The sequence below is a fragment of the Dactylosporangium sp. NPDC051484 genome (genome assembly GCF_040689395.1).
Classification (GTDB): Bacteria; Actinomycetota; Actinomycetes; order Mycobacteriales; family Micromonosporaceae; genus Dactylosporangium.
In genome coordinates this window covers 20,386-33,066 of sequence record NZ_JBFAZX010000011.1, presented here as the reverse complement: position 1 = coordinate 33,066, position 12,681 = coordinate 20,386, and the positions used below count along the sequence as shown (strand labels likewise).

Annotated in this window: 10 protein-coding genes; 3 read left to right on the top strand and 7 right to left on the bottom strand. The window is 74.5% G+C overall.

The genetic code is table 11. The features are described from left to right. Nucleotides 1–161 precede the first annotated feature (161 nt). From AB0367_RS19775 to AB0367_RS19765, 3 genes are all read right to left on the bottom strand, one after another. On the bottom strand, nucleotides 162–950 hold the full coding sequence (locus tag AB0367_RS19775) for an SWIM zinc finger family protein (RefSeq protein ID WP_366227802.1): 789 nt from the start codon (nucleotides 948–950) through the stop codon (nucleotides 162–164). Beyond that, a complete protein-coding gene (locus tag AB0367_RS19770; protein ID WP_366227801.1) occupies nucleotides 943–4,554 on the bottom strand; it encodes an SNF2-related protein in 3,612 nt (1,203 codons plus the stop codon). The genes AB0367_RS19775 and AB0367_RS19770 overlap by 8 nt, the downstream gene beginning before the upstream one ends. A 139-nt stretch (nucleotides 4,555–4,693) precedes the next feature. Next, nucleotides 4,694–5,902, bottom strand: coding sequence for a hypothetical protein (locus AB0367_RS19765; protein ID WP_366227800.1), 1,209 nt, complete (start codon nucleotides 5,900–5,902; stop codon nucleotides 4,694–4,696). 46 nt (nucleotides 5,903–5,948) lie between these two features. Here AB0367_RS19765 and AB0367_RS19760 point away from each other — a divergent pair, with 46 nt between their 5' ends. Further along, a complete protein-coding gene (locus AB0367_RS19760) occupies nucleotides 5,949–7,118 on the top strand; it encodes an alanine racemase (RefSeq protein WP_366227799.1) in 1,170 nt (389 codons plus the stop codon). Here AB0367_RS19760 and def read toward each other — a convergent pair. The 4 genes from def to AB0367_RS19740 form a co-directional block, all read right to left on the bottom strand. Beyond that, complete coding sequence (gene def / locus AB0367_RS19755) at nucleotides 7,078–7,599, bottom strand: peptide deformylase (protein ID WP_366227797.1); 522 nt, start codon at nucleotides 7,597–7,599, stop codon at nucleotides 7,078–7,080. The genes AB0367_RS19760 and def overlap by 41 nt on opposite strands. A 21-nt stretch (nucleotides 7,600–7,620) precedes the next feature. Then, nucleotides 7,621–9,045, bottom strand: coding sequence for an IucA/IucC family protein (locus AB0367_RS19750; RefSeq protein ID WP_366227796.1), 1,425 nt, complete (start codon nucleotides 9,043–9,045; stop codon nucleotides 7,621–7,623). A gap of 221 nt (nucleotides 9,046–9,266) precedes the next feature. Continuing rightward, nucleotides 9,267–9,635, bottom strand: coding sequence for a RidA family protein (locus tag AB0367_RS19745; protein ID WP_366227795.1), 369 nt, complete (start codon nucleotides 9,633–9,635; stop codon nucleotides 9,267–9,269). A 13-nt stretch (nucleotides 9,636–9,648) separates the two neighbouring features. Next, nucleotides 9,649–10,125: a MarR family transcriptional regulator gene (locus tag AB0367_RS19740; protein WP_366227794.1), complete on the bottom strand. Its 477-nt coding sequence runs from the start codon at nucleotides 10,123–10,125 to the stop codon at nucleotides 9,649–9,651. Nucleotides 10,126–10,188: 63 nt separating this feature from the next. Between AB0367_RS19740 and AB0367_RS19735 the strand changes: the two genes are divergently transcribed. Next, the gene (locus AB0367_RS19735; protein WP_366227793.1) at nucleotides 10,189–11,064 is read left to right on the top strand and encodes an ABC transporter ATP-binding protein; all 876 of its coding nucleotides are present in this window, start codon (nucleotides 10,189–10,191) and stop codon (nucleotides 11,062–11,064) included. After that, a complete protein-coding gene (locus AB0367_RS19730; protein ID WP_366227792.1) occupies nucleotides 11,061–12,614 on the top strand; it encodes an ABC transporter permease in 1,554 nt (517 codons plus the stop codon). Before AB0367_RS19735 ends, AB0367_RS19730 begins: the two co-directional genes overlap by 4 nt. Nucleotides 12,615–12,681: the final 67 nt, after the last annotated feature.

Sequence of the window (12,681 nt, the reverse complement as noted above, 5' to 3'; positions counted from 1 at the left end):
GGTCACCTCCCGGTGACAGGAGGCGCCCTTGCGTCAAGGGAGTCAGCAGTGGCCGAGCGTGGCGGATCCCGGATGGCGATGGTGGTGCGTGGCGATTGCCCGGATCCGTCGCAGCGCCTCTCGGCCCTGACCGCGGCGCCGTCGCGCCGCTGGTTGTGAAACTACCGGCCGGCGCGGCGCTCTGGCAACCCGTGATCGCTGTCCGTGAATGTGTGGTATGCGCCACGGAGCAGGTCGGTGACGTCGAAACGGCCGGCGGTGAGCGGGAGCGGATCGAGCTGCTCGAGGATCGCGTCGCCGCGGTGGACGGACCCGGGGACGGCGGGGTCGGGGGCGCCCAGCCGGGGGCCGGACTGCCAGAAGCTGCCGAATCCGCTGGTTCCGGGCTTGGCTGAGCGCGGTGCCGGGTGCGCCGGGCCGGCGACGTGCCCCAGGGCGGACACGCGGTGGGCGCGCAGCGACTCCAGCAGCTCGTCGCGGCCGCGGCCACGCCAGGCGAGGATGCCGAACGGGTCGGCGTCGAACTCCTCGGCCAGGGCGTAGCAGGCCGCGGTCAGGTGCCGGCACGGCTTCTGCCAGCCGGGACAGGAGCAGTCCAGGACGATCTCGGACAGGCTCTGCGGGAACAGCGACAGTCCGAACCCGGCCAGGATCGTGTCGAGGTCGTCGGGCAGGTGCCCGGCCAGGAGCTTCGCGGCGTGGATCGCCTCACCGGCCAGGGCGCGCTCGACACGGGCCCAGTCGGCGGCGGTGAACGCCTTGACGCCGATTCGCGCACGGTACGTCTCGCCGTCGTCGTCCACGACGAGCGCCGTCACGATACTGGTCGAGATCGTCACGGAGCGTACCTGCCCGGAGCGGGCGTAGCGGCGGCCCTGAGAAAATGTCGTACCCATCCGCAACGATTCCAGCATGACGATGAACTGGTGGGACCAGCTGCGCTCAGCCATCCTCGACCGCCTCCGGGGACAGCGTCACAAGGTCGAGCAGGTCGTCGGTCGACAGGCCGGTGAGCCAGCCCTCCCCGCTGCCGACCGCGACCCCGGCGAGGTCGCGCTTGCCCGCCATGATGTGCTCGACCCGCTCCTCGATCGTGCCGATACACACGAACGTGTGGACCTGCACGTCACGGCGCTGGCCGATGCGGAAAGCCCGGTCGGTGGCCTGCGCCTCCGCGGCGGGGTTCCACCACCGGTCCACGTGCACGACATGGTTCGCGGCGGTGAGGTTCAGGCCGGTGCCGCCCGCCTTCAGCGACACCAGCAGCACCCCCGGGCCGTCGCCACCCTGGAACCGTTCGACCATCCGGTCGCGGGCTCCTTTCGCGGTGCCGCCGTGCAGAAACTCCACACCCGTGCCGAGCCGGTCGGCCAGGTGCGGCACGAGCATGTGGCCGAACCGGGCGAACTGCGTGAACACCAGCGCCCGGTCGCCGGCCGCCAGCGCCGCGGCCAGGATCTCCTCCAGCCGGGCGAGCTTGCCGGAGCGGCCCGGCAGCGGGGTGCCGTCGCCCATCAGGTGCGCCGGATGGTTGCACACCTGCTTGAGCTTCGTCATCGCCGACAGCACCAGACCCTTGCGCTGCGGCCCGGCCCGGCCCTCCCGCAGCTTCACGAACAGTTCGTCGACCACGGCCCGGTAGAGCGTCGCCTGCTCCAGCGTCAGGTTGCACCACTGCCGCCGCTCGAGCTTCTCCGGCAGGTCGGTGATCACCGCCCGATCCGTCTTCACCCGCCGCAGCAGGAACGGGCGCGTCACCCGGCGCAGCCGCCGCGCCGCGTCGGCGTCGCCCCACCGCTCGATCGGCACCGAGTAGCGGGCCCGGAAGATGCTCGCCTCGCCCAGCAGGCCCGGGTTGAGGAAGTCCGCGATCGACCACAGCTCGGTGAGCCGGTTCTCCACCGGGGTGCCGGTCAGCGCGACCCGGTGCCGGGCGGGCAGCCGCCGCATCGCCCGCGCGGTGACCCCGGTCGCGTTCTTCACCTGCTGCGCCTCGTCGAGCACCACCCGGTCCCAGGCGATCGCGGCCAGGACGTCCACGTCGCGGGTCGCCACCTGATAGGTGGTGAGGACCAGGTCGGCGCCGGCCAGCTCGGTCAGACCGGCCTCGGATGGACTGGACGGGTCGGACGAGCCGGTCCGGCCCGGGCGGGCGCTGCCGTGATGGACGCGCACCGTCAGGCCCGGCGTGAACCGCTCGATCTCCCGGCGCCAGTTGCCCAGCACCGACAGCGGGCACACGATCAGCGTCGGCGGCCGCGGCCCCTGCCCACGCAGATGCGCCTCCAATGCCAGCACCTGCACCGTCTTGCCCAGCCCCATGTCGTCGGCGAGCAGCGCACCGACGCCGAGGGAGTCCAGGAACGCCAGCCACGACAGGCCGCGCCGCTGGTAGGGGCGCAGCCGCGCGGCCAGCGCCGGCGGCTCGTCGAGCAACTCCAGGCGCTCCACGGCGCGGCCGGTCAGCAGGTCGGCGAGCCAACCCGCACCGTCCACGCCGGTCACCGGCAACGGCAGGTCCCCGTCCGGGACCAGCCGGGTCAGGCGCATCGCCTCGCCCGCGGTCATCTCACCGCGACCGCCGCGGCGCAGGAACGCCAGCCCCGCCCGCAGCCGCTCCCGGTCCAGATGCACCCAGCGGCCCCGCAGCCGCACCAGTGGCACCTTCGCCCGGGACAGCTCGGCCAGGTCGGCCTCGCTGAGGAACTCGTCGCCGATCGCCAGCCCCCACCGGTAGGCGACGATCGCGTCCCGGTTCGCGGTCGTGTCACGCAGCACAGGCGCAGCCGGCTGCCGGCTACGGACCGTCAGCGTCAGGCCCAGCTCCTGGCGGCGCTGCCACTGGGCCGGCAGCAGCACCCCGAAGCCGGCGTCGTGCAGCAGCGTCGCGTAGGTCAGGAAACGGTATGCGCCGGTGGTGTCCAGCCGCAGCGACACCGGCCGCGGCACCCGCAACGCGTCGTCGAGGTCCGGCCACAGGCGGCTCGCCCGGCCGAGGTCCGCCAGCAGCACGTCCTGCGGGTAGTCCACCCACCGAAACAGCGGCGACGCCGCGTCGTGCCACACGTCTTCGGCCGGCACGAGCAACCCCGGCTCATCGGCGGGCTGCAGCAGGAACTCCACCAGCCACACACCGTCGTCCTGCGCCGCCCCGTCAGCCGCCCCGTCGTCGGGGTCATCGACGTAGGTGAGGCGGAAACAGGTACGCACGGGCGCGGGCCGCCCGCTGCCCGACCACCGCTCGACGACCTCGCGCAGGCGCGCCACCTCGGGCCCTTCGAGGATCGCCACCGAGGACCCGCCGCCAGCGGCTTCCGCGCCGGCCCACGTTCCCGCCGCACCGAAAGCCTCCGCCACACCGAGGGCTTCAGCTGCCGCGAGGGATTGCGGCACAGCGGACACTGCGGCCGCAGCGGAGGCGGCTGCGGCCGGACTCGCCGCCGGGGGTGACGTCACGCTGCTGCCGGCCGGCTCCTGCGGCGCGCGATGGGAAGCGGCGCCCGGTCCGGGGGCACCGGAAGGGGCCTCGTCGGCGCGATCCCCGATCCGGCCCGGGCCGGCCCGCTCCGGGGCAGGGCGGGCTCCGGGAGCGGTCGTCGCCGCAGCCGTGCGGAGGCGGGCGTCGGGGGCGGTGAGGGCCGCGAGCCAGGCGCGTACGACCGTGTCGTGGCGGACCTGGCCGTCCGTGAGCAGGGGGCGGTTACGCAGGCGGGCCCGGGCCAGGGCGTCGACCGTCACGTCGAGGGCGGTCCGGGTCGCTGCGTCGGCCGGCCACGCAGCCGCCGCGCGGGCCACGCCGGGCATGGCGCGGCAGAGGGCCTCGAACGTCGCGGCGTCGGCCCCCCACAGCGCCGGCCGCCAACGGGCCGCCGGGCCGGCGACGGGCCGTGAGTGCTCGGCGCCGGGGGCGGACAGGTCCGCAGCGCCGCGGACTGTGGACCCATCGCCGGCCGGAGCATCGCTCTCCGCCGCTGTCGGCGTGAACTCGGTGGTGAGCGTGGGCAGGACGCGGCCGCGGTCGACCAGGCTCGCGGCGAAGGAAGCCACGTCGGCCAGGTATCCGATCGACGAGCCGGGGCGCAGGTCCGGGGTGCTCGTCAGGAGAGCCTCCGGGTCGGTTCCGGGGGGCAGTACGACGATCGGGACCGTCCAGGTCGTCTGGCGACGGGTGGCCGGCTGTGCCCGCGAGCGGGTCGTCGGCAGGTGCTCGGTGAGCTCCGGGGACGCGACCGGGCGGGTGGGCGTCGACGGTAGGAGCAGGTCGGCGGTCGTGACGGTGCCGGGCAACGGAGGAAGTACGGCGAACGGGTGCGGGGCGGGGACGTCCCGGTGGGAACGGCGCGGTGCGGGGAGCGCTTCACCGTCGACGATCTGCGCGGCCGGCTCGTCGGCGTTGTCCGCGGTAGGAGTCACAGACGCCGCAGGTGCGGCCGGAGTGGGCGACGTGACAGGAGTGGTGGAAGCGGGGACGCGCTGGAGGATCGGGGCATCGGTGGTCTCGGCCCAGCAGGCCAGCCTTCCGTCCGGGGCCACCAGGCCGTGCACGACGATCACCGGTCCGACCCTACTGTGCCGGAGGCGCCAGCCACGCATGCCGGCCCGGGCCGGCCGTACCCGAACGGAGAACAGCCGACCGGAGAACAGCGGGCACCTGAACGGGGAAACACAGAGCCCGGCCGGGAGGGAGCAGGGGTCAGCGCCACACGGGCGGGGTGCCGGTGTCGAGCAGCTTCCAGTCGCCGTTGTCGTACAGGACGTTGTCGTAGTAGTAGACCGTCGCCGGTAGGAGGTCGGGCGTGGTGAAGGCGGCCCTCGCGGCCTCGTGCAGCACCCGGTTCGGCACGCCCCAGGCGTCGTGGGCCAAGGTCGCGAGGTAGGACAGGGCGTGGTGGCCCATGAAGCTGTCGTACGTCAGGCTGAACACCTCGTCGGCGGCCAGTGCGACGTCGCGGGGGATGACGTTCGCCGGGGGCAGGCCGCCCGGCAGGGACGCGGCCGCGCGCAGCGAGCTGTCGACATAGATCGCGCAGTCCCGGTACAACACCGTTGTCTGGTTTGCCGCCAGGTCGAAGGCGAACAGGGTGTTCTGGCCGTGCGTCTCCAGGGGGCAGCCCGTCGCGCGGGCGGTCTCGCACCACAGGCGGACCATCGGCACGATGACGCGGCTGGCCACGAACTCGACCGGGTCCTCGCCGAACGCCGCGACCAGCTGCTCCAGCAGTGTCGGGTCGTCGGGGGCGTGCAGGTCCCGGCCGTAGAGGGCGAACAGCGGCACCGTCACCGACGGGGCCGGGCGCAGCGGGCGCGCCGAACGGATCAGGAACCCCCACGCGTCCTCGCCCAGGCCGGGGTCGAACCAGCCGCCGCCGACCTCCGGCAGGACCGGCAGGCCGGCCCGGACCAGGTCGTCGGACACCCACAGCTGCAGCTCGATCACCGGGCGGCGCAGCCGGCGGGTGAACCGCGACAGGCGCCGCGGGTAGTGCAGCTTCACGAAGTGCGGCTCGACCGGGCGGCCGGCCACGGCGGTGACGAAGACCGTGCGGGCGTTCGCCGACGGCACCACCGTCAGCGACGGGCCGGGGGCGCACCGCGACAGCTCGCCGGCGCCGAGGAGGTCGGGGCTGTCCAGGGTGTTCGGGTGTACGGGCAGCAGAATGCCGTCGTCGCCGGTGTACAGCTCGTGCAGGCCGGACGGGATCGCGGCGCGGCGGTAGGCGCCGAGCCCGGCCGGGACGCGGAACGTCGGGAGCTCGAACGTCGCCGTTCCCCGCTGCGGGTGGTACTCCTCGGCAATGTCCAGGTCCGCGGCGTAGGGGCTGTACGTGCGGGTCCCGACCCCGAGATACCGTTCCGCGTACTGCCACAACGCGATCGGGTCGCGGGCGTCGATGAGGCGCATCGCGGGAAGCCTACTGCGCGTACCGGCCCGACCTGAACGGAGAGCCGTGTCACCTGTCCCACGTGTCGTGCGCGCGGCGTTGCGCGGGCCGCGGCCCGCCTACATCTACGACCTGCCGACGGTGCGGGCCCGCATCGCGCAGCTGCGCGCGGCACTGCCGGAGGGCGCCCTGGTCGCGTACGCGATGAAGGCCAACGGGCACCCGGCGGTGGTCCGGGCCGCGCTGGAGGCAGGTGACGGCCTCGAGGTCGCCTCCGGCGGGGAGCTCGCCGCGGCGGTGGCGGCCGGGTCGGGGTTCACGCTGTTCAGCGGGCCCGCCAAGACCGACGACGACCTGCGCGCCGCTGTCGCGGCCGGGGCCGTGATCAACGTGGAGAGCCCGCACGAGCTGCGCCGGCTCGCCGCCGTGGCCGGACCGGCCCGGATCTGCCTGCGGGTCAACCGGGCCCACGCGGCACTGCCGGGTTCGCACCGCATGTCGGGGGCGCCGACCCAGTTCGGGATGGCCGAGGAGCACCTCGCGGCGGCCGCCGCGCTGGCCCGCCGCGACGGGCACGAGCTGCTCGGCTTCCACCTGCACGCGGTGTCGAACAACCTCGACGCCGCCGCGCACGCCGCGTTCATCCGCGACTGCGTCACGTGGTCCCGGCAGGCGGCGCGGGACCTCGGCGTCGACGGGCCGCTGATCAACGCCGGGGGAGGGTTCGGCGTCGACGTCACCGGCGCCGCCGCGTTCGACCTCGACGCGCTCGCCGCCGGGCTGCGCGACCTCACGCTCGATCGTGGGGCGCGGCTGGTCGTCGAGCCCGGGCGGTACGTCGCGGCGCCGGCCGGCTGGTACGCCGCCGAGGTCGTCGACGTCAAACGCAGCCACGGGCGGTGGTTCGCCGTGGTCCGCGGCGGCACCCACCACTTCCGGCTGCCGGCGTCGTGGGGCTACAGCCACCCGTTCACGGTCCTGCCCGTCGAGGACTGGCCGTACGCGTTCGAACGGCCCGGCGTGACCGGCGCGCCGGTCACGGTCGCGGGGGAGCAGTGCAACCCCCGCGACGTGCTGGCCGCCGGCGTGCCGGTCGAGCGGATCCGGGCCGGGGACGTGGTGCTGCTGGCGGGCACCGGCGCGTACGGCTGGGAGGTCGCCCACCACGACTTCCTGCGCCTGGCCCACCCGGCCTTCACGATCCTGGACGAGTCCCCGGAGCAGCTGCCGGCCTGAACGCCGAGCGCACCGCCCGCAGCGCCTGGCGGCGGGCGTCGCCGATGAGCGTGTCGATGTACAGCACGCCGTCGAGGTGGTCGGTCTCGTGCTGCAGCGCCCGGGCGAGCAGGCCCGTGCCGGTCACCGTGACCGGCTCGCCGTGCTCGTCGAAGCCCTCGGCGGTGACCCGCATCGCCCGCGGCGTCGGGAACGCCAGGCCCGGGATCGACAGGCAGCCCTCGTCGCCGTCCTGCTGCCCGGACCGGGCGGTGATCCGCGGGTTGACCAGGTAGCCGAGCGCCTTGTTCGCACCGTAGGAGAACACCCGGGCGCCGATGCCGATCTGCGGCGCGGCGACCCCGGCCCGGCCCGGCTCGCCGGTCAGCGTGTCGAGCAGGTCACGGACCAGCGCCCGCAGCTCGGCATCGAATGAGGTCACCGTCTCGGCGGGGGTCCGCAGCACCGGGTCGCCGAGCACGCGGATGGGTCGAATCGTCACGGTCCGACAGTACGCGGGCGCTCAGCGCTGGATCGGGTTCGGCACCCGGCACCAGCGGTCCGCGAGCGGGTCGGCGGCCAGCCGCATCGCCGCCGTCGCCTTCAACGGCCACTCGGGCCCGAACAGCGCCGCCGCGTCGGCCGGGCCGACCGAGGCGCGGGCGGCGGCGGCGACCAGGTCCCACAGCCGCTCGTCGCCCAGCGCGGCGACCAGGCTGTACAGCACGGTCGTGAACGCCGCCGCGAACAACTTGGTGCGCAGCGCCTCCTCGTCGCCGGTCGGCAGGGCCCCGATCAGCGGCGGCATCTGGAACCCGGCCCGGCGCAGCCGGCCCTCGTGCACGTGGATGCCGCCCAGGTCGCGGTAGTGCAGCCGCACCGGGCGGCCCTCGGCGATCTCGACGAGGGTGTTCTGCCCGTGCGCCTCCAGCGCCACCCCGAGCGCGAGCAGCCGCAGCAGCGGCGGCACCATCAGGTCGACCAGCTGCGCGAAGAACCCGGGCGTGAGCAGGTCCGGCCGCTGCGGCAGCAGGGCGAGGGGCACCACGGTCGCGCCGGCCGGGGGCGCCTGCCGCCAGAGCGCGCCGAGCGCCCGCTGCGGCTCGCCGGCCGCGTCCAGCACCGTGGCGGCGGACAGTTCCCGCAGCACGTGGATTCCGGGTGTACGCCGGGAAAGCTCCGCCACCAGCTGTGAGGCCAGCGGCCCGTTGTGCACCGCCGGGGCGGACAGGGTCCGCACCGCGCTGGTCATCTGCACCTCGACGGCCGTCTTGAGGTGCAGACCCGCCCAGTGCGTGCCGATCGGCGCCACGGTGCGCAGCGACATCAGCGGCCGGGCCGGCACGTCCACGCCGGTGTCGCGGACCAGGCCCGAGGCGAGGGCCCGGGGCAGCTGCCACGGGTGCACCGGCAGCCGCGGCGGCACCGGCCGGCCCGACGTGCGCCACCGGGCCGGGTCCACGTCGACGAGGCGCAGCGCCACGGTCGGGTGGTGCTCCGGCGCGTACGCCAGCACGTCGAGGGTGCTCATCCCGATCCTGGTACGGCAGCACGGGTGCAGCGGATGGCCGTCCACGATGGACTGTTCGGCGTCGGCGAGCGTGCTACCGGGGCCGGGCTGGGCGGTCATCGCCAGGGCCAGGTTCGCCACCGAGTTGTCCAGCTCCCGGACCAGCTGCGGGCCCAGGCCGAGCGCGGCGGCGAGGGCGCCGGGGTCGTCGTGCGTGACGCCGTCGGCGACGACCCGGGTGACGGGCGGGCCGAACAGCGGCGGCGGCGCGCCGCCCAGCCGGCCGGCGGCGACGACGTCCTCGCGCCACAGGGCGCCCCACAGGCGGGTCAGGACGGCCGTTCTGGCCCGCGGTAGCGCTGCGGAGAAATCGGCGACGAGGTCGCGGCGGTGCGCCCGCAGCGCGCGCAGGGTCTCGTCCACGTCGGGTGCGTCCACCCGCCGAGTCTAGGTGCGCCGCGGCGCGGCCGGTCGAGGGGCCGCGGCCACCACGTGCTGACGTGCCGGTGAGTGGGGAGCGTCGGCACGCCGACGACCGGCGCGCCCCACTCCACCAGTCTGCGCCCGGGCGGGGCCGGCCACGGTCCCGTTTTCGGGTGGGAACATCGTCCGGCAGGACGTTTTCCGGGACGGGTGCGTCACCCGCGCCGCACGTCCTGCTACCGGCCCGCGATACAGGCCACGGCCTCGATCTCCACCAGCTGCCCCGGGTAGCCAAGCACGGCCACGCCGAGCAGCGTGGCGGGCGGGCGGTGCGCGCCGAGCCGGTCCCGGTAGAGGTCCCAGGCCACGCCGAGGTCGCCGCGGTCGCTGCTGGCGACGTAGATGGTGGTCTTCACGACGTCGCCGAGGGCCGCGCCGGCCCCGCTGAGCGCCGCCTCGAGGTTGTCCAAGGTGCGTACCGTCTGCGCGGCCAGGTCGCCGGGGGCGACGACGGCGCCGTGCTCGTCGAGGGGGCAGGCGCCGGCGGTCCACACGTGCCCGGCGGCGGTGGCGGTGTAGTCGTACTCCACGGTGTCGGTGAGCATGCGGGCAGCCTAGTCAGGCTTGGCGCTGCTCCCGGTAGGTTTTCCAGCGGCCCAGCATGGCCGGCATCTCCGCCATGAAGAAGTCGAAGAACTCCGCGGTCTCCGCCACCCGCCGCCCGGCCGGGGTGTCCTGGCCGAGGGCCTGCGCCCCGGTCCAGAACAGCGCGGACCAGCGCTGCAGCAGCTGCTCCCGGGAGAACATCGCCTCATACCAGACGTTGTCGTGAACGGTGTACACGTCGCGGCGGGTGCCGGGTTCGCGCTCCCGGGCGACGAGACCGACCTGCTGCAGGTACCGCACCGCGCCGGAGATGGCGGCGGGGGAGGCCTGCGCCGTCTCGGCGAGCTCGGCGGCGGTGCAGCGGCCACTGTCGGCGGTGAGCAGGGCGGCGAACGTCCGCGCCGCCATCCGGGGCACGCCGGCTTCGGTGAACGCCGAGGCGAAACGCTCGATGAAGGTGTTCACGCCGGCGGGGTCTCGCTGTGTCATGGATCTTACTTTAGCGACTTTTGAACTTTCACAACTTTCTGAAATCAGCGTATGTTGTGAAGCATGACTCCTGCCATCGAGGTGTCCGGCCTGATCAAACGGTTCGGCCGCACCACCGCCCTCGACGGGCTCAACCTCAACGTCGCCGCAGGCGAGGTGCACGGCTTTCTCGGCCCGAACGGCGCCGGCAAATCCACCACCATCCGGACCCTCCTCGGACTGCTGCGCCCCGACGGCGGCACCGCCCGCCTCCTGGGCGGCGACCCCTGGCGCGACGCCGCCACCCTCCACCGCCGCCTCGCCTACGTCCCCGGCGACGTCACCCTCTGGCCCGGCCTGACCGGGGGAGAGGTCATCGACCTGCTCGCCCGCCTCCGCGGCGGCATCGACCCCAAACGCCGCGCCGACCTGCTCGAACGCTTCGACCTCGACCCGCGCAAGAAGGCCCGCACCTACTCCAAGGGCAACCGGCAGAAGGTCGCCCTCATCGCCGCGCTCGCCTCCGTCGTCGAACTGCTCATCCTCGACGAACCCACGTCCGGCCTCGACCCCCTCATGGAAGAGGTCTTCCGCGACTGCATCGCCGAGGAGCGCCGCAACGGCCGCACCGTGCTGCTGTCCAGCCACATCCTGTCCGAGGTCGAAGTCCTCTGCGACCGCGTGTCCATCATCCGCAACGGCACCACCGTCGAGACCGGCACCCTCGAGTCACTGCGCCACCTCACCCGCACCGCCATCACCGCCGTCGTCCACCAGCCACCCGCGCTCGACGGCCTGGCCGGCATCCACGACCTCGTCATCGACGGCGACCGCGTCACCGCCCAGGTCGACAACGCCGCCCTCGGCCAGATGATGTCCGCCCTGTCCGCCGCCGGCATCCGAGCACTGCAGTCCCAGCCCCCGACCCTCGAAGAACTCTTCCTGAGGCACTACGCATGAACGGCACACTCGCCCTGCTCAGACTCGCCCTGCGCCTCGACCGGGTCCGCCTGCCCATCTGGCTGGCCGCCCTCACCCTCTGCGCGGCCGGGTCCGCGTCCTCCTTCGCCTCCGCCTATCCCACCGCCGCCGACCGCGCCGGCCTGCTCAGCGCCGCCAACGCCAACCCCACCTTCGCCGCCCTCTACGGCCACGCCCACAGCGCCGACATCGGCGCCCTCACCGCCTGGCGGCTCACCACCTTCTACGGCGTCATCGCCGGACTCATGACCGTCTTCCTCGTCATCCGCCACACCCGCACCGACGAGGAGGCCGGCCGCCTCGAAATGCTGCGCGCCACCGTCGTGGGCCGCCACGCCGCCCTCGCCGCCGCCCTGCTCGAGGCCCTGATCGCCAACACCGCCCTCGCCGTACTCGTCGGCCTCACCATGCCCGCACCGCACCCCGGCGGCCTCGCCCTCGGCGCCGCCTTCGCCGGCACCGGCCTCACCGCCGGCGCCGTCGCCGCCCTCGCCGCCCAGCTCACCGAGTCCCCACGCACCGCCACCGGCATCGCCGGCGCCTACCTCGGCGCCGCGTACGGCACCCGCGCCGTCGCCGACGCCGCCGGCATCGACTGGCTGCGCTGGGTCTCGCCGATCGGCTGGGCACAGCAGGTCCGCCCATACGCGGGGGACCGGTGGTGGATCCTCGCCCTCTTCGCCGCGCTCGTCGCCGTCCTGGCCGCGGCCACGTGGGCCCTCGCCGCCCGCCGCGACGTCGGCGCCGGCCTGCTCGCCGCCCGCCCCGGCCGCGCCGAGGGCCGCCTCACCGGCCCCTTCGCCCTGGCCTGGCGACTGCAGCGCGGCACCCTCATCGCCTGGCTCATCGGCTTCGCCACCGCCGGCCTCGGCATCGGCGTCGCCGCCAGCAGCGTCGCCGACTTCGTCGACGGCCCCGACAGCACCGCCGGCCAGCTCGTGGCCCGCCTCGGCGGCACCGGCGGCCTCGTCGACGCCTACCTCGCCACCAGCCTCAGCCTGTGCGCCATGGTCGCCGGCCTCTACACCGTCACCGCCGTCCTGCGGCTGCGCGGCGAGGAGACCGCCCTGCACGCCGAGCCCGTCCTGGCCACCGGCGTCACCCGCCGCGCCTGGATGGCCGCCCACCTCGCCATCGCGTTCGCCGGCACCGCCGCGCTGCTGCTCGTCCTCGGCGCCGGCGCCGGCCTCGCGCACGGCGGGCTGCCACGCGTCCTCGCCGCGACCGCCGCGCTCATCCCGGCCGCCTGGGTCGTCGGCGGCATCGCCGCGGCGCTGTTCGGGCTACTGCCACGCGCCGCCACGGCGGCGTCGGCGGCCGTGGGCGCGTTCCTGCTCATCGCGTTCCTCGGCCCGATCCTCAAGGCGCCCGGATGGGTGCAGGACCTGTCGCCGTACACGCACACGCCACACCTGCCGGGCCCCGCACCGGCCGGTGGCCTCGTCACCCCGCTGACCTGGCTGACCGTCACCGCCGCGGCCCTCACCACCGCCGGCCTGATCGGCTTCCGCCGCCGCGACATCGGCTGACCCCGGACCTGCACTAGTTGACATAATGTGCATTATCGAACAACTGCCGGGAGCCGCCCTTCTGAGC

Bases quoted from the DNA above. Each gene is read 5' to 3' on its own strand.
- AB0367_RS19740 (WP_366227794.1), bottom strand. From the start codon at position 10,125: ATGACACAGCGAGACCCCGCCGGCGTGAACACCTTCATCGAGCGTTTC.
- AB0367_RS19775 (WP_366227802.1), bottom strand. From the start codon at position 950: ATGGCTGAGCGCAGCTGGTCCCACCAGTTCATCGTCATGCTGGAATCG.
- AB0367_RS19765 (WP_366227800.1), bottom strand. From the start codon at position 5,902: ATGCGCCTCATCGACGCCCGCGACCCGATCGCGTTGTGGCAGTACGCG.
- AB0367_RS19745 (WP_366227795.1), bottom strand. From the start codon at position 9,635: ATGCTCACCGACACCGTGGAGTACGACTACACCGCCACCGCCGCCGGG.
- AB0367_RS19735 (WP_366227793.1), top strand. From the start codon at position 10,189: ATGACTCCTGCCATCGAGGTGTCCGGCCTGATCAAACGGTTCGGCCGC.
- AB0367_RS19730 (WP_366227792.1), top strand. From the start codon at position 11,061: ATGAACGGCACACTCGCCCTGCTCAGACTCGCCCTGCGCCTCGACCGG.